The following is a 20,204-nucleotide window of genomic DNA, read 5'->3' on the forward strand; positions in this document are numbered from 1 at the left end:
CTGCCATAGTTTCGCCCGTGATGAGGCAAGAGAAGCCGAACAGGATTTTTTTGTTCCGGGCCTCGGGAGAACAGAAAAGTCGTAGAACTTCAGTATGAGAGAACGATGCTGCGCCGGCATCGCCGCACGGCGGAAACGCCATGGGTTTGCGGTGCCGGCGGCGCGCGGCAGCCAGCGCCTGCGTGTCGCGGTTACGCCGCGTCGCTCCGGCTCGGTCTGGAGTGGCCCAGCTCGGGCGCGATCAGCCTGATGGCATCGCTCAGGATCTGCTCGTAATCCGGCCGGTCGAAATTATAGGGTAGTTCCAGCCGCAGCTCCTGCACGTGCGGCAGGACAGGATCAAGCGCCAGTTTTTCGAGGATCTGCTCAGCCGTGCCGACGAGGTCCGGCGCGAACAGGGTGCGGCGCTCGCCCTGCGGCTTGAGCGTGCGCTCGTGCCGGCCCGCGGCATAGTCGAGATAGCGCCGGCGCGTCTGCGCGTCGGCGCCGTCGAGCGGGACGATGACCCGGCCGACTGCGATGCGCGGTTCGCGCGGGCCACGGAGGTTGGTGCGAAAGGTCTCGATATGGCTGAGCTGGGCCGAGAAGAAATCGTCGGTCTTTTCGCCGGAGTTGATGTTGCCGACGAGCAGGTTGAAGCCGTTGCGGCCGGCCCATTCGGCGGAGCGCAGCGAGCCCCCGCCATACCAGAGCCGTTCGCGCAGGCCGGGCGCATAGGGCTGGAGGCGCGGACGCTGCCGCCCCGCCGCCGAGACGATGGTGCTGTCGGCATCGCCGAGATAGGCGCCGCTCAGGTTCTCGGCGAGCCGCGCCACCCGCTCATGCGAATGATCGGCGCCCTCCCAGCCCTCGTCGCGGAAGCGGGCGCCGAGCAGCGCGCCATAGGGCGGCGGCCCGGCGCTGATGCCGATATTCAGCCGGCCCCGCGCCAGGACATCGACCGTGGATAAATCCTCGGCCAGCCGGAACGGGTTCTCGTAGCCCATCTGGATGACGGCCGAGCCGAGCTCGATGCGGCTCGTGCGCTGGGACGCCGCCGCCAGGAAGACGCTGGCGGAGGAGACGCCGCGCTCGAGATGGCGCTGGCGCACCCAGGCGCTGTCGAAGCCCAGGCGCTCGCCGAGCGCGAAGAGCTGGAGCGTGTCCTCCAGCCCGGCAAGCGGATGGTCCTCCGGGAAGTTCCCCGGCGTGAGGAAGCCGAGATGGCGGATGGCGAGGGTGCTCATCGGGATCAGTATTTCGGCAGGCCGGGCGGGTTGGTCTCGGAGCGCTCCAGCGCCTCTTCCTCGAGGCCCCAGCGCGCCAGCGCCTGGAGGTATTTGCCGTTCCTGATCAGGTCGTTGGTCGCTACCGTCAGTGCATCGACGAGGCCGCTGCCCTTGCGCGTCGTGACCGCCACGTCCGACTTCAGCGGCCAGCCGGCGCTGAGCGTGCCGATGCGCTTGATGTCCTTGTCGCGCGCCGAGATGAAGACGAGCTGGGCATGCGGCTGCACGATGACGTCGACCCGCCCGGAGCGGAGCGCGACCAGGCGTCCAGCCTCGTCGTCGTAGAGTTGCAGCTCCAGCGGCTTCAGGCCGGCGGCGACGTTCTGCTTGCTCCATTCGACCAGGATGCGCTCCTGGTTCGTGCCGCCGCCGACGCTGAAGCTCAGCCCCGCCGCGTCCTTAGGCTCCCTGATCTGCGTCACCTTGCTGTCGGCCTTGACGAAGAAGCCGTGCAGGCCCTGCCGGTAGGTCGAGAAGTCGAACTTCTCCTTGCGCTGCTCGGTGACGCCGACATTCGAGATCACCGCGTCGTATTTGCCCGAGACCAGGCCGAGCGGCCAATCGGCCCAGGCGATCGGCACGAGGTTGAGCCTCAATCCGAGGCTGTCGGCGATGAGCTGGGCGAAGTCGGGATCGGCGCCGACCACCGTCTTGGCGTCGGTGGCATAGGTGCCGAGCGGCGGCCCGCCCGGGCTGATCGCGACGGTGAGCACGCCCGGCTCGACGAACTTGAAGCCTTGCGGGAGCGCCGCGATCGCCGCCAGGTCCTTCTCGGCGCGGATCCGGCCCGGCTGCTCCGGGCCGAGGTCGAAGGGCGCCTGCGCCTTCGCGAAGCTGATGGCGAGGCTCGCGGCGGCCAGCGCGCCGAGCGAAAGCGACAGGATGGTCCGCCGCTGGATCATGGTCGGTGTCCTTGCTTTAGGAGGGGGTAGAGAGCGTTTGAGACTTCGCTAGCGCGAGGCGTGTGGCGTGGTTGTCGAGAACCGGAGCGGACTTTGGTCCGTGAGCACCGGAAGCGCAGGCGACCGCGTCAGACGCCCGCGATAGTAGAAGTATCAAATGGTCTCTCAGAGAACCTTGGCCAGGAACTCGCGGGTGCGGGTGTGTTCCGGCCGGTTGAACACCTGATCGGGCGTGCCGGATTCGAGGATGCGGCCCTGCTCCATGAAGACGACGCGGTCGGCGACCTCGCGGGCGAAGCCGATCTCGTGGGTGACGATGATCAGCGTCGTGCCGGAGCGGGCGAGCTCCTTGATGACGTCGAGCACCTCGCCGACCAATTCGGGATCGAGCGCCGAGGTCGGCTCGTCGAAGAGCAGCACCTTGGGCCGGAGCGCCAGCGCACGGGCGATGGCGACGCGCTGCTGCTGGCCGCCTGAGAGCTGGCGCGGATAGGCATCGGCCTTCTCGCTCAGGCCGACGCGGGCGAGCAGCTCGCGCGCCTGCGCGGTGGCGTCGTTGCGCGCGAGGCGACGCACCGAGACCGGCGCCTCGACGATGTTCTCCAGCACCGTCAGGTGCGGGAACAGGTTGAAGCTCTGGAACACCATGCCGACATCGACGCGGCGCTTCAGGATGTCCTTCTCCTTCAGCTCGTAGAGCGTGTCGCCCTCCTGGCGGTAGCCGACCAGCTCGCCGTCGATGGCGATGAAGCCGTCATCGACGCGCTCGAGATGGTTGATCGAGCGCAGCAGCGTCGACTTGCCCGAGCCGGACTGGCCGAGGATGGCGGTGACGCTGCCGGGCGGGATGGTGAGGTTGACATCGTCGAGCACCTTGAGTTGCCCGAAGCTCTTGCTGATGCCGCGGATCACGACCTCGCCGCCGGCGCGCACCGCGCCGGTCCAGTTCGTCGCGGCGAGCGCCTGGGACTCCACCGTCGCGGCGGCGGTCAGGTGCGCCGTCTCCAGCGCCGGCCTCGGCCAGAACCGGTCGATCAAGGGCTTGAACAGCGAGGGCGGCGGGTTGCGCAGGGCGCCGCGCGAGAAGTGCCGCTCGATATAGTGCTGCACGAGCGAGAGCACGCTGAGGATGATCAGGTACCAGACGGTCGCGACCATCAGCAGCGGGATCACCTCCAGATTGCGGCGGTAGATGATCTGGATGGTGTAGAACAGCTCGGGCAGCGCCAGGATGTAGGCCTGCGACGTGCCCTTGGCGAGCGTGATGATCTCGTTGAAGGCGGTCGGCAGGATCGAGCGCATCGCTTGCGGCAGGACGATGCGCGAAACCTGCCGGCCCTTCGGCAGGCCGAGCGCCGCGGCGGCTTCGAGCTGGCCCTGCTCGACGGAGAGGATGCCGCCGCGCACGATCTCGGCCGAGAAGGCGGCGGCGTTCAGGGAGAGCCCGAGCACCGCGGCGAAGAAGGGCGTGATCAGCTGCGTCGTCGACCAGCTCGCGAAGCTGATCTCGGTGAAGGGCACGCCGATCCAGATGGTCTCGTAGAGATAGCCGAGGTTGTTGAGGATCAGCAGCAGCACGATCAGCGGGATCGAGCGGAACAGCCAGACATAGCCCCAGGACAGCGAGGCGAGCAGCGGCGAGCCGGAGACCCGCGCCAGCGCCAGTCCGGTGCCGAGCAGGAAGCCGAAGGCCGCGCCCAGCGCGGTGAGCAGCAGGGTCCGCCCGAGGCCGACCAATACGGGCTCGGCGAAGAACCATTCGGCGAAGACGTCCCAGCCCCAGCGCGGGTTGGAAAAGACCGAGTTCAGGATCGCCGCGATCACCAGCAGCGCGAGGATGGTGCCGGCCGTCCGGCCGGGATAGCGCGCCGGGACGATGCGGTAATGCGAATAGTCGGCTTTCGCTTCGGAGCGCGGCGGAGCGGCTGGGAGCGCGCCGATATCGGTCGTTACGGACATGTTTTGGTCTCGCTGGCGGCGCGGGGAGGTTTGCTTCGTCGTGGGAGAGGTGGCGCCGTTCAGGCAGCGCTCGCGGTCGCGTGGGATGCGGCGTTGACGGCGGCGGCAGGCACGGCCGGCGCGCCGATCCGCTTCTCGAAGGCGAGATGCTTGTAGATTTCCGGATCGACAGTGACGTCGAACAGCGCGGTGTAGCCGGTGCGCAGGTAGAGCTGGGTCGCCTCCGGCTGGCGGAAGCCGGTGGTCAGATAGATCTTGCTGTAGCCCTGCCGCAGCGCCTGCGCCTCGAGTTCTTCGACCACCTTGCGGGCGAGACCCTGGCGGCGGAGATCGGCATGGGTCCAGATGCGCTTCAGCTCTGCGGTGTGCTCGTCGTAGCGCTTGAAGGCGCCGCCGCCGATCGCGACGCCGTCGCGCACCAGCAGGACGAAATTGCCGTCGGGCGGCGCGAAGAGCTCGGCCGGGTAGCGGCTCATCTCGGCGCCAGGGTCGCCGAAATAATTGCCGTAACGGGTCGAGTACTCCCAGGTCAGCGCCTCGATCAGCGGCTGCGAGCGCTCGTCCAGCGGCGTGGTGTAGATGAAGCTGTCGCTCATGGCGGTCACTCCTTTGGGCAGGGCGGATTGGGTCAGGTGAGATAGGCCTGCGCCAGGCGGGCCCAGTAGGTCGCGGCGGGCGCCAGGATCGCGTCGTTGAAGTCGTAGTTGGGGCTGTGCAGCGCGGCGCTGTCGCCATTGCCGACGAAGAGGTAGCTGCCGGGCCTCGCCTCCAGCATGAAGGCGAAGTCCTCGCTCGCCGTGCGCGGCCGGAACTGCTCTTCGACCTTCGCTGCGCCGAAGGCCTCGATCGCGACCTTGCGGGCGAAGGCGGTCTCCTCGCCGCGGTTGACCAGCGCCGGGAAGCCGAGCCGGTACTTCACCTCGGCGCGCGCGCCAAAACTTTCGGCCTGGGCCTGGGCCAGCGCCGGGATGCGCCGTTGCAACTGCTCGCGCACCGCGGCGCTGAAGCTGCGGATCGTCAGCTTGAGCTCGACGCTGTCGGGAATGACGTTCGAGGCGGTCCCGCCATGGATCGAGCCGACGCTGACGACGGCGGTCTCCAGCGGGTCGATACTGCGCGAGACGATGCTTTGCAGGGCGGTGATGAAGAAGGCGGACGCCACCACCGGATCGACCGTCTCATGCGGGGAGGCACCGTGCCCGCCCTTGCCGATGATGGTGATCAGCGCCTGGTCGACCGAGGCCATCGCCGGTCCCTCGACGAAGCCGAACTGGCCCGTCGGCACGCCCGGCCAGTTGTGCAGGCCGAAGACGGCGTCGCAGGGAAAGCGCTCGAAAAGTCCCTCGGAGATCAGCTTCCTGGCGCCAGCGCCGATTTCCTCGGCCGGCTGGAAGATCAGGTTGAGCGTGCCCGAGAAGCGCCCGGCCTCGGCGAGGTAGCGCGCCGCCGCGAGCAGGATCGCGGTGTGGCCGTCATGGCCGCAGGCATGCATCGCCCCAGTATGGGCGCTGGCATAGGGCAGGCCGGTCGCCTCGGTGATCGGCAGCGCGTCCATGTCGGCGCGCAGGCCGAGCCGCTTTACGCCGCCGCCGCGCTTCAGCGTGCCGATAACGCTGGTGCCGGCGAGCCCGGTCGTGACCTGATAGCCCCAGGCGTTCAGCTTCTCCGCCACCAGCGCGCTGGTACGCGTCTCCTGGAAGGCGAGTTCGGGATGGCGGTGGAGATCCCGGCGCAGCGCGACGAACTCGTCGATGGTGGCTTCGATGCCGCTTGCGACGGCGCCGGGGACGATGGCGTGAAGGGTCATGAGCGTCAGCCGGCGCTCTTCAGGTCGCGCAGGCTGGGCGCGCCGTCACTCGTCCGGGCGTAGCGGCTTTCGCGGCGCGGCAGGCCGAGATGGTCGCGCAAGGTCTTGCCGGGAAGGTTGCGGTCATAGACGCCGCGCTCTTCCAGGATCGGGATGACGAGGCGGACGAAATCGTCGAAGCCCTCTGCGATCACCGGGAAGCCGAGGATGAAGCCGTCGGCCGCCTGCTGCTCGACGCGGGCGATGATCTGGTCGGCGACCGCCTCGGCCGTGCCGATGAAATCGGTGCGCGGCGTCGCGGCGTCGAGCGCGGCCTCTCGCAAGGTAAGGCCCTTCAGCGCGGCGTTGCGCTTGATCCGGTCGGTGGTCGAGCGGAAGCTGTTCTTGCCGATCTCACCGAGCTCCGGGAAGGGGGCGTCGAGCGGGTAGGCGCCGAAATCGTGATGGTCGAAGAAGCGACCGAGATAGGCCAGCGCGTCATCGATCGTGATCAGGTCGCGGATCGCGCGGTACTTCTCCTCCGCCTCGCGCTCGGTCGCGCCGACGATCGGGCCGATGCCGGGGAAGATCTTGATGTCGTTGGCGCTGCGGCCATGGACGACGGCGCTGTTCTTGATGTTGCGGTAGAAGGCCTGCGCCTCCTCCAACCCGACATTGTTGCTGAACACCGCGTCGGCATGCTTGCCGGCGAGCCCGATGCCGGCCTCGGATGCGCCGGCCTGGAAGACCACCGGCTGCCCCTGCGCCGAGCGCTGGATGTTGAGCGGCCCCTCGACCGAGAAGAAGCGCCCCTTGTAGCCGAGCGTGTGCAGCTTGGCCTTGTCGAAGAAGGCGCCGCTCTCGCGGTCGCGCGGGAAGGCGTCGTCGTCCCAGGAATCCCAGAGCCCCTTGATCACGTCAAGATATTCGGTCGCGATCTCGTAGCGCAGCGAATGCTCGGGATGGGGCCGGCTGTAGTTGCGGCCGGAACCCTCCAGCGGGGAGGTGACGGCGTTCCAGCCGGCGCGGCCGCCGCTGATCAGGTCGATCGTGCCGAATTGCCGGGCGATCGTGAACGGGTCGCTATAGGAGGTCGAGACCGTGCCGACGAGGCCGAGCTTCGAGGTCGTCGCCGCCAGCGCGGACAGGATCGAGATCGGCTCGAAGCGGTTGAGGAAATGCGGGATCGACTTCTCGTTGATGTAGAGCCCGTCGGCGACGAAGGCGAAGGCGATGCCGTTCTCCTCGGCCTTGCGGGCGGTGCGGACGAAGAAGTCGAAATTGACGCTCGCATCGGCCGGGCTGCTCGGGTGGCGCCACGAATTCATGTGGCTGCCGGGGCCCTGCAGCATGATGCCGAAGGTGATGCGCTGTCCGCTCATGGCGGTGCTCTCCTGTTCAGGTCCGTCAGGCGTCGACGGCGAGGATTTCGTTGGCGATGAGCTCGATCGAGGCCAGTCGCTCGGCCTTGGCCGCGACGGGCGTGTCGAGGATGAATTCGCCGACGCCGAAGCGCTGATGCAGCCGGTCAAGCTCGCGCCGGACATGGGCGGCGGTGCCGGCAAGCACGCTCGGCGTGCGCTCCTCGGTGCGGTAGCTCTGCGCGCCGGCCTGCCTGGCGAATTCGGCAGCCTGCGCTTCGCTGCCGAGATTGACGCTCGGGCCGTTGTCGAGATGCAGCCTGAAGACGCGCAGGCCGGCGGCCATCGCCTCGGCCTCGCCCTGGGCTTTCGCGACGAGGGCGGCGACGGCGAGCAGCGGGTCCTCGCCGCCGGCTTTGGCATAGGCGTCGAAGCTGCGCTCGATCGTGTCGAGATCGCCGTTGAGCTGGCCGGCGAAGACGAATTGCCAGCCATGCTCGGCCGCCAGCGTCGCGCTCTCCGGGCTCGCGCCGAGCAGGAAGCGCTCCGGCGCCTTCGGCGGGATCGGGGTCGCCAGCGCGCGGTTCACTGAAGGCTGGCCGGCGTGGTTGAGGAAGCCGTCGAGTTGGCGCAGATGCTCCGAGAAGCTGGGCTTGCGGGCCGGATCGTGCAGCGCCTGGAGGGCCTGCGTCGAGAAGGGCAGGCCGCCCGGCGCCTTGCCGATGCCGAGATCGACCCGGCCGGGCGCCAACGAGGCGAGGAGGTTGAAGCTCTCGGCCACCTTGTAGGCGCTGTAATGCTGCAGCAGGACGCCGCCGGAGCCGACCCGGATGCGCGACGTGCTGGCCAGGATGTACGAGACGAGGATTTCCGGCGCCGGGCTGGCGAGCCCGGCCATGCCGTGATGCTCGGCCACCCAGAAGCGGTGGAAGCCCCAACGCTCTGCCTTCTGCGCCAGCGCGACCGTGCGCGCCAACGCGTTGGTGGCGCTCTCCCCGTCCAGGATCGGGCTCTTGTCCAGCAGGCTGAGGCGGTAGCTCATTCGTCGAACTCGTTCGGTGATGGAGGGTTTATTTCTAACATTTTATAGATTGAGTAGATTATTTGAGCGGAGAAATGCGCGAAAGAGCCGCGAAACCTGATGAGGCGTGGCGCTTCTGCTGGTGGAGCTGCGGCTGGAAGCGCGGAGCGGCGCGGATCAGTGCCGCGTGGCCGCACTTTGCCGCGGGCGCTCCGGCGCCCGCGTGGGGCGAGTGAAGGAGCGTTGCCGCACCAGGATCTGGTCGAGCAGGCGCAGGCCTTCCGGCCAGGCGCCATGGCCGCTGGCGACGTTGATATGGCCGGCATCGCCGGCATCGACGAAGGCGGCCTCCCAAAGGTTGGCGATGATGCGGGCGCGGTCCTGCGCCATGTAGGGATCGCTCCGGCTGGCGACGAGGATGGCCGGGAAGTTGAACGGCTCGGCCGGCAGCGGGCCGAAGGAGGCGATGCCGCGCACGCGGGAGATGCGCAGCTCGGGATCGGCCGGCGCGACGAGCAGGGCGCCGCCAATGTCCAGCTCCGGGTGCCGCGTGGCGAGATGGGCGATCAGGGTGGCGCCGAGGCTATGCCCGACCAGGACGGCGCCCGGCCGCCTTTCGACGTGGCCGCGCAGGGCAGATACCCAAGTCTCCAGCTCCGGCGCATCCCAATCGGCCTGCTGGAGGCGCTCGATATCGTCGCGTTCGGCCTCCCAGCGGCTTTGCCAATGCGCCGGCTCGGAGCCATGCAGGCCGGGAACAACGAGAATTGTCATGGCGATGATCCTTCTTGACTATGATCATCGCTGTCTCGACGTAGCCGGTCAACGAAACGTCTTGGCAAATTCTACATGATCCTTGGCAAGACTTTCGTGCTTGTTCCTTCGCGGGAGAAGCTTGTTCCGCTGCCGAGCGGGAGCGGGGATCGTCGAGGCTCAGATCCCGGCGCCGTGCTGCAGGGACTCGTCGAGCTTGCCGTAGAGCCCGCGCCAGTAGAGCAGGGCGCCCTCGGTCCCGGCCTCCCGGATGGCCTTGACCCGGCCGATCAGGATCGTGTGCGAATGGCGCTCGATCGCCTCCTCGGTTTCGCAATCCAGCACGGCGAGCGCGCCGTCGAGCGCCGGCGCCCCCGTGACGAGCCGGGTCCAGTCGCCCTCGCCGAAGCGCTCCTCGCCCTTGAGGCCGCCGCGCCCGGCAAAGCGGTCCGCGATCGATTGATGGCGCGCAGCGAGCACGTTGATGGCGAAATGGCCGGCGCGCTCGATCGTCGGCCAGGCCGAGGCGCCGCGGTTGACGCAGACCAGCACGGCCGGCGGCTCAGCCGACAGCGCGGTGAGCGAGGTCGCGGTGAGGCCGGCGCGGGCGCCGCCATGCGAGGCGGTGATGATGCTGACGGCTCCGGCGACGTTGCGCATCACCGAGCGGAACTCCACGGCCTCGACATCGGCCGGCCTGAAGCCGTTGACTTGCTGGTTCATCGCGACGTCCGCTGGATTGGGGGGAGGGGCGCACAGCAACGGCGCGCGCAATTCACCCTCAGCCTAAGATCGTCACGGAGATTTGTCTATTGAAAAGCTAGATCACTCAAATGACGTATTGATCGCTGCCCGCCTCGCTGTGGAGCAGCGAGCGGCGCGCGAGGTCCGCGATCGTGGTGTTGTCGAGCACGCCGGCCATGGCGTCGCGCACTTCGCTCATCACCGAGCGCACGGCGCAGGCTTCGATGTCGCCGCAATCCTCGCAGGGGCGGAAAGCCGAGCGGCTGGCGCAGGCGATCGGCGCCAGCGGGCCTTCCAGCGCCCGGATCACGGCTCCGACCTTGATCGTGCGCGCCGGCTTGGCCAGCGCATAGCCGCCGCCCGGCCCCTTCTTGCTGCGCAGCATGCCGGCATTGCGCAGGTCGAGCAGGATCGCGTCGAGGAACTTCTTCGAGATGTTGTTCTTCTGCGCGATGTCGGCGACCTGGGCGGTCTCGCCGGCTTCGAGCTTGGCGAGGTGGATGATCGCCTTGAGGCCGTATTTGCCCTTGTTGGTGAGCACGATAATCCCCTTGCCCGGTTATATCGGCGATAGCGATTTCGGCAGCCGGTGACAAGGGAATTCTACTGCGGCAGTATAAAATAGGATTTTTTCCTAGAGGTGCCGAGGTCGGGACGGCGACCGCCCGATGCGGTGCCGCAGCGCAGCGCCGGAATCAGGCGACGCGCCGCAGTTCCTTCTCGGTCACGCCCAGGCTGGTCAGCAGCTGCATGCGCACCTCGGCGAAGCGCAGCTCGCGCTCGGCCGGAGCGGAGGGCAGGTCGATCGTCAGATCGACGATGAAGCGGCCCTGCTCGAGGACGAGCACGCGCTGCGCCAGGTGAATCGCCTCGTCGACGTCATGGGTCACCAGCAGGACCGCCGGCTGGTGGCGGGCGCAGAGGTCGAGCAGGAGCGCCTGCATGCGCAGCCTGGTCAACGCATCGAGCGCGCCGAACGGCTCGTCGAGCAGGAGGAGTTCCGGCTCGCGCACCAGCGAACGCGCCAGTGCGGCGCGCTGCTGCTCGCCGCCGGAGAGCTGCATCGGCCAGGCCTCGGCGCGCGCGGTCAGCTCGACCTCGCCGAGCGCACGCAGGGCGCGCTCGCGCACGATGTCGCCCTTCAGTCCAAGCGAGACGTTATCGGCGACCTTCTTCCAGGGCAGCAGCCGCGCATCCTGGAACACGACCGAGACGGCATCGGGCGCCTCGAAGCGGCCGGAGCCGGGCACGCCATGATCGAGCCCTGCCAGTGCGCGCAAAAACGTGCTCTTGCCCGAGCCGGAGCGGCCGAGCAGCGCAACGAACTCGCCGCGCCCGATGTCGAGGTCGACACCGTCGAGGATGGTCCGCTCGCCGTAGCGCCGGGTCAGGCCGCGCACGCGCACGGCCGGCTCAGGTTTCAATCCGCGAGAATCTTGCGCCATGGCAGAGCCTTCCGGGTGATGAGGCGCACGAGCCAGTCCGAGCTCAGGCCGAGCGCGGCATAGACGGCGAGGCACAGGATGATGACCTCGGTCTGGCCATAGGTCCGGGCCAGGTTGATCATGTAGCCGAGGCCGCTGGTGGCGTTGACCTGCTCGACCACGACCAGCGCCAGCCAGGAATAGGTGACGCCGAAGCGCAGGCCGAGCAGGAAGCCCGGCAGCGCCGCCGGCAGCACGACATGGCGCAGGAACTGCGCGTTGCTGAGGTCGAGCGTCTCGGCCAGCTCGATGAAGCGGGCATCGGTCGAGCGCAGGCCGTCATGGGTCTGGATGTAGATCGGCGCGAAGGTGATCAGCGCGATGGTCAGGATCTTCATGCCCTCGCCGATGCCGAACCAGAGCATTAGCAGCGGGATCAGCGCCAGGGCGGGAATGGCGCGCTTGATCTGGATCGGGCCGTCGACGAGGTATTCGCCGATCCGGCTCAGGCCCGCGATGACGCCGAGCGAGGCGCCGGCGACGATGCCCCAGAACAGGCCCCAGAACGAGCGGACGAAGGAGGTCCACAGGTTCTCCTGCAAGCGGCCGTCCTGGATCAGCTCCCAGCCGGTGCTCGCCACCGTCCAGGGTGCCGACAGGATGCGGTCGTCGATAAAGCCGGTGGCCGAGCCGAGGCTCCACAGGATGAGCAGGAGCGCCGGCCCGATGGCGGCGCCATAGGGAATGACCGGGCCGGGACCGAGCTTGCGCTTCCGCCGGCGCGACGTTTCGCCGGCCTCGGCCAGCGCTGCCGACCGGCTGGGCAGGCGCAGCCATCCGGCGGGTTTTGCGCGTGAGCCCGTACCGGTGCGCGCGGTCGCAATCGAGAGATCGGCCATGGCTCACTCTCCCTGATAGGCAGCGCCGGCGACGCTCTCGAAGCGCCGGTCGAACAGCGTCTCGGCCTTCAGCACGGGCTTCTTCAGCTCGTCGGCGAGCAGGTCGATGGTCTCCTGCTGGCGCTCGATCGCGCCGTTCCAGTCGAGCGGCACATCCGGGCTGCCATTCGACTCGATCAGGAAGCGGCCGGCATCCTCCTTCAGGCCCTGGTCCTTGACGTAGTAGCCTTTGACCCATTCGTCCGGATGGGTCTCGACCCATTTTGCGGCCCGGCCCCAGGCCTTGACATAGGCCTGGATGGCGGCGGCCTTGTCGGGGTCCTGCAGCGAGGACTTCACCACGTAGAGATAGGCCGGATCGTCGCGCAGGCCGTGCGGCAGGGCCTTGGCGCCGTCCCTCGCATAGTTCTGGGTGTAGCGCTGCTTGTTGGCCTCCGCGATCGGGGCGGCGTCGACGAGCTTGCTCGCCAGCGCGTTGGTATAGGCGTCGCCGACGCTCGGCAGCTCGACAAGCTGCACGTCGCTATGCTTGAGATTCAGCTTCTTCAGCACCCGCAGAACCAACGCGCCCTGGGCCTGGCCGGGGCTGAAGGCGATCTTCCGACCCTTGATGTCCGCAAGCTTCTCGATGCGGGAGCCCGGCGCCGTACCGATGACGTAGATCGGGTGGCCGATCGGATCGAGCCGGAACTTGGCGGCGACGATCTTGACGTCGAGCCCGGTCCATTGCGCGTGGATCGGCGGAATGTCGGCGACCGAGCCGATATCGAGCGCCTTGGCGCGGAAGGCCTCGATCGTCTGCGGGCCGCCGGAGATATTGGCCCATTCGACCGTGAAGGGCAGCTTCTGCAGCTCGCCCGACAGCGTCAGCGCGACCCTGATCTGCGGATCGCCGACGACCAGCTTCGTCCCCGGCGCGATCTTGTCAGGGATCGGCGCGTTGTCCGCAAGGGGACCGGCAGCGGCGGCCCCGGCGAGGAAAAGCGAGGCCGCCACCAGGAAAGGGCGCGCCGTCACACGGAAGAGCAGTGCTGTCATATCGATTCCAATGTCTTGGCGAAGCGCGGCCAAACGCTCGGCGCGGGCACAGGATCAGGATCGCAATCTCGATAAAAATAGTCTATAGAATTTATTGTCTATTATTGGGGCGCCGAGAGCCTGCCACGGTGCCACCCGGCCGGAGGAGGGGTGAAACATCCTCACCCGCATGTTCGGACGAACGGCTGGAAGCCGTAGGCGGTCGCCATTTCTTCGCGACGGAAAGTTCGTCGCGCGGTCGTTATAGGGGCGCTGGCGCAGCTTAGAGCGCGAGGGCTTGCCGCAACTTCTCCAGCCGCTCCATCGCCACGACGCCATCGTGGATGCTGGGAGCCGCGGTCGCGGCGCCGGCGAGCGCGGGCACGACGTCGGCGAGCAGGGCATGATAGCCCTTGAAGTCCTCGTTGGCGGCGGCGGTGAAGTTGGGCTTCCAGGTCAGCGTGTCCGCGTCGTTCGAGAGGGTGGCGGCGGGGTCGCCGGCCTTGAAGGGAGGATCGCGGTGCCAGCGCAGCTCGATGACGTCCTCGATCTCGATGCGCTGATGGTCGCCCATCAGCTCGATGCGCTCGACCGGCGTGCCGCGCGACTGGATGGTGCCCATGGCGATGGTGCCGATGGCGCCGCATTCGAAGTCGAGATTGACGTGGAAGAGCACGCGCCCGGGCACCTTCTCGACCTTCCGGGCCGAGAGCGCGGCGACCGGCGAGACCAGATGCGAGACCAGGTCCATGTAGTGGACGCAATGGTGCAGGAAGAAGCCGGTATAGTCGACGTTCCCGGCGAAATAGCCGGGAGCCGTCATGTAGTAGCCGGTCAGCCCGAGCACCGGGCCGAAGCGCCCGGACTTTATGATGTTGTGGGCGATCTTGTTGCCGACCGAATAGCGCTTCATGAAGCCGAGCAGCAGCGGCTTGCCGGCGCGCTCGGAGGCGGCGCGCAACTCGCGCGCGCCGGCGGCGGAGGCCGAGGGTGGTTTCTCCATGAACACGGGCAGGCCGCGCTCCAGCGCCGCCTTGCCGAAGGCGAGGTGCTGGTCGGGGCCCACGGCCATGCCGATGGCGTCGAGCCCGGGCGTGCGGATCAACTCCGCCGCGTCCGTCAGCAGCGCATCGACGCCGAATTGCCTTCCGGCCTCGGACAGGCGCTTGCCATCGATGTCGCACAGCGCCGCGATCCTGACATCGTGCCGCACCAGCTGCGGCAACAGCATCTGCGTGGCGTGGATGCCGCAGCCGATCCATCCGATCCGAAGGGTCATCGCCGATAATCCGTGAGCGTCATGTGGGAGCGGATGAAGGCGGAGGAGGCGGCGAGGCGCTCGCTTTCGTCCTCGTGCGGCGGCCGCCATTGCGCGAGGGGCACGCCGAAACGGTCGTCGTTGCGCCGGAACGGCTCGAGCGAGATCGGGCCGGCATAGCCGATCTGGTGCAGCGCCCGGCCGACTGCTACCCAGTCGGTCGCGCCCGTGCCGGGAAAGCCGCGATGGTTCTCGTTGGCTTGGAAATGCACCAGCCGGCTGCCGGCCAGCACGATCGCCTCGGGGATCGAGGCCTCCTCCATATGCATGTGGAACGTGTCCAGCATCAGCTTCACCGCCGGGTGATCGACAGCGTCGAGCAGTTCGAGCGCCTGCTGCGTGGTGCAGAGCACGTCGCTCTCGAAGCGGTTCAGCGGCTCGACGGCGAGCGTGACGCCGGCCGCTTGCGCGTGGGCGCCGGCCTCGCGCAGCCCTTCGACGCAGCGCTGCTTGCGGGCGAGGCGCTCCGGTTCGGAGACCGGCTGCGGCGCGCGGCCGGCGAAGACCAGCGGATTGCCGGTCAGGGGCCCGCCGACGATGGTCGCTCCGAGCGCGGCGGCGCAATCGGCCGTGTAGCGGAGATAGTCGATGCCGGCGCGGCGGGCCGCCTCATCCTCGGACGAAAGGTTGCGCTGGAGATTGACGCGCGCCGCCAGCACGACGCTCAAGTCCGCGTCTGCAAGGGCGCGGCGGGTCGCGGCGAGGTCGAGCTCGCCCGGCTCCGGCACCAGCAGTTCGACGAAGTCGAAGCCGAGCTCCTTCATGCGCTTGAACAAGGGGAAGTGCTCGGCCGTGAAGGGCCGGGCATATTGCATGGATATCAGGCCGATCGGGTTCATGGCTCGTGTGGTCACTCGCTGCATCAGCCCTTGACGGCGCCCTGGGTCAGGCCCCCGATCAAGCGGCGTTGGACGATCAGGAAGAGGAGGGTGGCGGGCATGGCGCCGACCACGCCGCCGGCGGCGAGCAGGCCCCATTCGATCTGGTACTCGCCGATCAGCGTCTGGATCGCGACCGTGACGGTGCGGACGTTCTTGCCGCCGAGCGTCAGCGCGTAGAGGTACTCGTTCCAGGCGGTGATGAAGATGTAGATGCCGGTCGAGACGATGCCGGGCATGGCGAGCGGCAGCACCACGCGCCTGAGCGCCGTAAGCCGCGAGCAGCCGTCGATCATCGCGGCTTCGTCCAGGCTCTTCGGGATCGCCGCGATATAGCTCGTCAGCATCCAGACGGCGAAGGGGATCGCCACCGTGGCATTGGCGATGATCAGGCTGAGATGGGTGTCGAGCAGGCCGAGCCGCCGCATCAGCACGAAGAGCGGCAGGATCAGCAGCACGACCGGGAACATGTTGACGAGCAGGAACTGCAGCATGATCGCGCGCCGCCCGGCGAAGCGAAAGCGCGACAGGGCATAGGCTGCCGTCACGGACACGCTCAGGCCGAGCAGCACGGTGCCGACGGAGATGATCAGGCTATGGCCCATATTGCCGAGGAAGGCGGTCTGCGCGAACAGCCGCGTGTAGTTGTCGAGCCGCCAGCCTGTCGGCGAGACCGAGACGCCGGTCGCAGATAGTTGCTCGGACGGCGTCAGCGAGGTCAGGATCATCCAGGCGAAGGGGCCGAGCGCCAGCAGGATGATGCCGAGCACCGGCAGGTCGGTGGTGAGGATGCGGCGCAGCAGCGTCGGCTTGCTCATCGTTCCACCTCCTTCATCGTGCGGGCGATGTAGAGCGCGACGAACAGGCCGAGCATGATCGTGAAGGTGACCGCGATCGCCGTGCCGTAGCCGAAATCGAGGTTCTTGCGGGCGCGGATGAAGGCGTAGAGCGGCAAGGTATGGGTGGCGTAGCCCGGGCCGCCCTCGGTCATCACGAAGATGACGTCCATGGAGTTGGCGACCCAGATCACGCGCAAGAGCCCCGCCGTCGCCAGCACCGGCGCGATGCCCGGCAAGGTGATGTGGCGGAACTGGCGCCAGGTGCTGGCGCCGTCGATCGAGGCCGCCTCGTACTGGCTCTGCGGGATGCCCTGCAGTCCGGCCAGGATCATCACGGCGAAGAAGGGGAAGCCCTGCCAGGTCAGCGTGGCGATCACCGCGTAGAGCGCGATGCCGGGATCGGCGAGCCAGGGCACGGCGCTCTGGATCAGCGACAGCCGCAGCAGCAGGTCGTTGAGCACGCCGGTATTGGGGTCGTAGATCCAGCGCCACATCAGCGCGATCACCACGCTGGGCAAGGCCCAGGGGATGATGACCAGCGCGCGCGCCAGCCCGCGCCAGGGAAATTCGCGGTTGAGCAGCAGTGCCGCGACGAGGCCGAGCCCCATTTGCAGGGGCACGGTCAGGCCGATCCAGATGATCGTATGCCAGAGCGCGGTCCAGAACACCGGATCGGCATAGAGCTTGACGTAGTTGCCGAACCCGACGAAGCGGGCCGCGTTCGGCTTCCACAGCACGAGGTCGTAAAGGCTGGTGACGACCGCCTCCAGCATCGGCACGAACACGACGATCAGCACGACCGCCAGCGCCGGCAGGAGCAGCAGATAGGGCATCAGCCGGTTCTGCCACGGCGTCGGATAATCGCGCGCGGCGGCAAGTGACGGGTTGAGCAGCGACATGTCGGGGCCTCGCAGGCTGACTGGCATGGTGACCTGGCGGACCGGATGGAGCCTTTCGGCTCCGCCGGCCTATTGGGCGAACAAGGTCTCCAGCTGCTTCATCATCTGGTCGGGCGTGATCTGGCCGGTCATGGCCTGCTGCATGGCGGTCTGCCAGGCGGTGTTGACGAACTCGGCCGTCGCCGTGCTCGGCGGCAGCACCGCCGCGAAGGGCAGGGACTGCACGGTGGCATCGACGAAGCGGCGCTCGTGAAGGGTCCAGTTGGCCGAGCCGCTCTTGGTCACCGTCATCTGGCCGGTGGCCTTGTTGAACTCGACGTTGTTCTTGCCCTCGGCGAGGAAGGAGATCCATTTCCAGGCGGCGTCCTTGGCCTTGGAGGCCGAGAACACGGCCAGCGATTCATCGCCATAGGAGGTCCATTGCTTGCCGTTGCAGGCCGGCACCGGCACGGCCGAGACCTTGTCGCCCAGCGCCTTGACCAGATCGGCGGAGGAGCCGATGTGGTGGATGGTCATGGCGGTCTTGCCGGCCTTGAAGGCGGCGACGATCTCCTGGAAGCCGTCATTCGGCGCCGAGGGCGGGATCGACTTGTCGGTGCGGAACATGTCGATCAGCCAGGCATTGGCGGCGAGCGCCGTCGGCGTGGTCATGCCGCCCTTTTCGAGCTTGGCGCCCTGCGAGAAGACGAAGGCGCCCCACTGGTCCCAGCCGCCCTTGCCGCCGCGCAGGCCGAAGCCGTAGGTCGCCGGCGCCTTGGTCAGAGCCTTGGCGGCGGCGCGGAACTCGTCGCAGGTCTTGGGCGGGGTCAGGCCGGCGGCCTGGAACAGGTCGGGCCGGTAGTAGAGATAGAGCACGACATATTGGATCGGCAGGAAGTACTGCTTGCCGTCCGGCCCCTTGTTGATCTCGACGAGGTTGTCGAGCAGGTCGGCCTTGCCGGGCCAGGCGTCGATGCGGGCGCCGATCGGCTCGAGCGCGCCCATCTCGACTAGGCGCGGCTGCGCGAACAGCTTGACCATCGCCGCATCAGGCGCGTTGCCGCCGACGAGCGAGGTGTAGAGGTTGTCGTAATAGCTGTTCCACGGCACGTTCTCGGCTTCGATCTTGATGCCGGGATTGGCCGTCTCGAAGGATTTGACCAGATCCGACATCGGGTTGGCCGGATTGTCGAAATGGTACCAGAAGCGCACGGTCTCAGCCTTGGCCGCGCCGAGCGCCAAGCCTGCCAGCAGGGCGCACGTGGCGCCCATCGTCTTCAACAGCGTTTTCATCGTCTTCTCCCCGTCTTGTTGTTGCTTGTTGGTTGGTGTTGATCAGGCGGCTCGGGTCATTGCCCTCGCTGCTGCTCCGGCGCCGGCCAGCGTCTCGCGGGCGGCGGCGAGCCCGCTCGTCATTTGCAGGAAGCCGTGGGTTACGCCCGGCACGACATGAACGGCTTGTGCTCGGCCGAGCCCGTTCAGGCGCGCCGCCAGGTTCAGCGTGTCCGAGAGCGAGGGATCGATGCCGGCTGCCGTCAGGTAGAGCGGCGGCAGGGCCAGAAGCGCGGCGTCATCCGCATGCAGCGGCGCGGCGAGCGGGTCGCGCCGGCTGGCGAGGTCGGGCGCGTACCAGTCCCAGTAGCGCTGCATCCGGCCGCGGGTCAGGCCGGGGCCTTCGCTGAAATAGCGATAGGACGGCGTCTCGAAATCGGCGTCGTAGCCACCATAGAAAAGCAATGCGCCGGCCGGCAGAGGCCGACCCTCGCGTTGCTCGTGCAGCATGGCGGCCACGGCCAGGTTGGCGCCGGCGGAATCGCCCGCGACCAAAATCGGCCCTGGCCTGACGCCGGTCCCGGCCGTCGCGGGGAAGAGCGCGCGCAGGCAGGCGACGCAATCGCGCAGCCCGGCGGGGAAGGGATGCTCGGGCGCAAGCCGGTAATCCGGCAGCACGACCGGCAAGCCGCTCTCGAGCGCCAGGACGCGGGCGCAGCGCTCATGCGTCTGCGGACTGCCGAAGGCGAAGCCGCCGCCGTGACAATAGAGGATTGCACCGGGCCTGGCATTGGCGGGAACCAGGACCTTTAGCTGGCAATCGGCCGAGCCGAGCTGCGTGTCGGCCGGCACGACGACATCGTGCACGGCGGCCATGGCCGGCAGATCGCGATTCCAGCGCCGGTTGGCGGCATTGGAGAGAGCTCGCCCCTCGGCTGCCGGCAGCGTCGTCGGATCGGCCATAGGTCCATCCTCGGCCGCGACCCTCTCCAGCAGCGCGGCCAGGTCGGCGGCTACCACGCGCGAGAACTGGTCGAGCTGCCCGGTCATCGCCCCGCAGCTCCGAAGATGTTCGGGCCGAGATCGACGATGGTGGCGATGTGGTGCTGCAGCGTCGCGGTCGCGGCATCGACATCGCCGCGCTCGATCGCCGCGATGATCGGCAGGTGGCGTTGCGCGGTGGTGGCGAGGTCGCGTCGCCCCTCCGTCTGCGAGATCTTGAAGCGATGGTTGTGGACGAGGCAGCGATGCAGGATCGGGTCGAGCGCCGGCAGGTCGGCATCGCGAAACAGGCGGCGGTGGAAGTCGCGGTCGAAGGCGGCGAGCTTCATCTCGTTTCCCGCCGCAGCAGCCTCGGTCATGGCGCCGGCGAGGTCCATGAGGTCGCCGATCAGCGTCCGGCTCGGCTGCCTCAGCGCCCGCGCGACGCCGCTGCACTCGATCTGCTGGCGGACGCGGAACATCTCGACGGCTTCGTCGGCGGTGCAATCGGAGACGATCGTGCCGCGATGGCCGTGGCGGTGCACCAGCCCCTCTTCCTGCAGTTGCAGCAGCGCCTCGCGGATCGTGCCCTGGCTGCAGCCGAAGCGGACGGCGAGCTCCAGTTCGAGCAGCGACGAGCGCGGTACGAGGACGCCCAGCATGATGTCGTGCTTCAGGGCCTCGAACGTCATGGTCGAGCGGGCGGGGCGCGCGACCGGGCCGCGGGGATGGCGAAGGATGAGCGCTTCGGTCATCGGATGTCCCTCCGGCGGCGAGCGCAGGCATCTTTGAAACACGACGGGCTTTCGACGGCCCGAACTGGATTGGTTGCGCCTGCTGGCAATTATCATTATTGATATCGATAATGATCGTCAAGGCGGCAAACGCCGATCGCCGGGAGGGA

Annotated in this window: 20 protein-coding genes; all 20 read right to left on the reverse strand. The window is 67.9% G+C overall.

From position 1 onward, the window contains the following. Window positions 1-191: 191 nt before the first annotated feature. The 20 genes from DWF00_RS12280 to DWF00_RS12375 all read right to left on the reverse strand — a co-directional run bounded on the left by DWF00_RS12280 (window position 192) and on the right by DWF00_RS12375 (window position 20,055). The gene (locus DWF00_RS12280) at window positions 192-1,226 is read right to left on the reverse strand and encodes an LLM class flavin-dependent oxidoreductase (protein ID WP_114827830.1); all 1,035 of its coding nucleotides are present in this window, start codon (window positions 1,224-1,226) and stop codon (window positions 192-194) included. A gap of 5 nt (window positions 1,227-1,231) precedes the next feature. Further along, window positions 1,232-2,170 carry an ABC transporter substrate-binding protein gene (locus DWF00_RS12285; RefSeq protein ID WP_114827831.1) on the reverse strand — a complete coding sequence of 313 codons (939 nt, stop codon included), beginning with the start codon at window positions 2,168-2,170 and terminating at the stop codon, window positions 1,232-1,234. 165 nt (window positions 2,171-2,335) lie between these two features. After that, on the reverse strand, window positions 2,336-4,129 hold the full coding sequence (locus DWF00_RS29985) for an amino acid ABC transporter permease/ATP-binding protein (protein ID WP_114827832.1): 1,794 nt from the start codon (window positions 4,127-4,129) through the stop codon (window positions 2,336-2,338). Between the two features lie 59 nt (window positions 4,130-4,188). Continuing rightward, on the reverse strand, window positions 4,189-4,725 hold the full coding sequence (locus DWF00_RS12295; RefSeq protein ID WP_114827833.1) for a GNAT family N-acetyltransferase: 537 nt from the start codon (window positions 4,723-4,725) through the stop codon (window positions 4,189-4,191). A 32-nt stretch (window positions 4,726-4,757) separates the two neighbouring features. Continuing rightward, on the reverse strand, window positions 4,758-5,936 hold the full coding sequence (locus DWF00_RS12300) for a M20 aminoacylase family protein (protein WP_114827834.1): 1,179 nt from the start codon (window positions 5,934-5,936) through the stop codon (window positions 4,758-4,760). Window positions 5,937-5,941: 5 nt separating this feature from the next. Beyond that, the gene (locus DWF00_RS12305; protein ID WP_114827835.1) at window positions 5,942-7,297 is read right to left on the reverse strand and encodes an LLM class flavin-dependent oxidoreductase; all 1,356 of its coding nucleotides are present in this window, start codon (window positions 7,295-7,297) and stop codon (window positions 5,942-5,944) included. Between the two features lie 25 nt (window positions 7,298-7,322). Beyond that, the gene (locus tag DWF00_RS12310; RefSeq protein ID WP_114827836.1) at window positions 7,323-8,318 is read right to left on the reverse strand and encodes an MsnO8 family LLM class oxidoreductase; all 996 of its coding nucleotides are present in this window, start codon (window positions 8,316-8,318) and stop codon (window positions 7,323-7,325) included. A 156-nt stretch (window positions 8,319-8,474) separates the two neighbouring features. After that, complete coding sequence (locus DWF00_RS12315; protein WP_114827837.1) at window positions 8,475-9,071, reverse strand: RBBP9/YdeN family alpha/beta hydrolase; 597 nt, start codon at window positions 9,069-9,071, stop codon at window positions 8,475-8,477. A 159-nt stretch (window positions 9,072-9,230) separates the two neighbouring features. Beyond that, the gene (locus DWF00_RS12320) at window positions 9,231-9,773 is read right to left on the reverse strand and encodes a flavin reductase family protein (RefSeq protein WP_114827838.1); all 543 of its coding nucleotides are present in this window, start codon (window positions 9,771-9,773) and stop codon (window positions 9,231-9,233) included. Between the two features lie 106 nt (window positions 9,774-9,879). Further along, window positions 9,880-10,335: an RrF2 family transcriptional regulator gene (locus DWF00_RS12325; protein WP_114827839.1), complete on the reverse strand. Its 456-nt coding sequence runs from the start codon at window positions 10,333-10,335 to the stop codon at window positions 9,880-9,882. A 154-nt stretch (window positions 10,336-10,489) separates the two neighbouring features. Beyond that, complete coding sequence (locus DWF00_RS12330) at window positions 10,490-11,239, reverse strand: ABC transporter ATP-binding protein (RefSeq protein WP_114827840.1); 750 nt, start codon at window positions 11,237-11,239, stop codon at window positions 10,490-10,492. Beyond that, window positions 11,215-12,117 (reverse strand): ABC transporter permease, encoded by a 903-nt coding sequence (locus tag DWF00_RS12335; protein ID WP_114827841.1) that lies wholly within the window; start codon window positions 12,115-12,117, stop codon window positions 11,215-11,217. The genes DWF00_RS12330 and DWF00_RS12335 overlap by 25 nt, the downstream gene beginning before the upstream one ends. 3 nt (window positions 12,118-12,120) lie before the next feature. Next, a complete protein-coding gene (locus tag DWF00_RS12340; RefSeq protein ID WP_114827842.1) occupies window positions 12,121-13,155 on the reverse strand; it encodes an ABC transporter substrate-binding protein in 1,035 nt (344 codons plus the stop codon). Window positions 13,156-13,417: 262 nt separating this feature from the next. Continuing rightward, a complete protein-coding gene (locus DWF00_RS12345) occupies window positions 13,418-14,413 on the reverse strand; it encodes a Gfo/Idh/MocA family protein (RefSeq protein ID WP_114827843.1) in 996 nt (331 codons plus the stop codon). Then, window positions 14,410-15,291: a sugar phosphate isomerase/epimerase family protein gene (locus DWF00_RS12350; RefSeq protein WP_114827844.1), complete on the reverse strand. Its 882-nt coding sequence runs from the start codon at window positions 15,289-15,291 to the stop codon at window positions 14,410-14,412. The genes DWF00_RS12345 and DWF00_RS12350 overlap by 4 nt, the downstream gene beginning before the upstream one ends. A gap of 23 nt (window positions 15,292-15,314) precedes the next feature. Continuing rightward, window positions 15,315-16,148: a carbohydrate ABC transporter permease gene (locus DWF00_RS12355; protein ID WP_114827845.1), complete on the reverse strand. Its 834-nt coding sequence runs from the start codon at window positions 16,146-16,148 to the stop codon at window positions 15,315-15,317. Beyond that, entirely contained in the window at window positions 16,145-17,068 is a 924-nt protein-coding gene (locus DWF00_RS12360) for a carbohydrate ABC transporter permease (protein ID WP_114827846.1), read from the reverse strand. Before DWF00_RS12360 ends, DWF00_RS12355 begins: the two co-directional genes overlap by 4 nt. Before the next feature lie 69 nt (window positions 17,069-17,137). Then, window positions 17,138-18,319 carry an ABC transporter substrate-binding protein gene (locus DWF00_RS12365; RefSeq protein ID WP_114828034.1) on the reverse strand — a complete coding sequence of 394 codons (1,182 nt, stop codon included), beginning with the start codon at window positions 18,317-18,319 and terminating at the stop codon, window positions 17,138-17,140. A 63-nt stretch (window positions 18,320-18,382) separates the two neighbouring features. Next, window positions 18,383-19,369 carry an alpha/beta hydrolase gene (locus DWF00_RS12370; protein ID WP_114827847.1) on the reverse strand — a complete coding sequence of 329 codons (987 nt, stop codon included), beginning with the start codon at window positions 19,367-19,369 and terminating at the stop codon, window positions 18,383-18,385. Beyond that, window positions 19,366-20,055 carry a GntR family transcriptional regulator gene (locus DWF00_RS12375; protein WP_114827848.1) on the reverse strand — a complete coding sequence of 230 codons (690 nt, stop codon included), beginning with the start codon at window positions 20,053-20,055 and terminating at the stop codon, window positions 19,366-19,368. Before DWF00_RS12375 ends, DWF00_RS12370 begins: the two co-directional genes overlap by 4 nt. Window positions 20,056-20,204: the final 149 nt, after the last annotated feature.

It is taken from the genome of Allobosea caraganae, assembly GCF_003351345.1.
Lineage (GTDB): Bacteria > Pseudomonadota > Alphaproteobacteria > Rhizobiales > Beijerinckiaceae > Allobosea > Allobosea caraganae.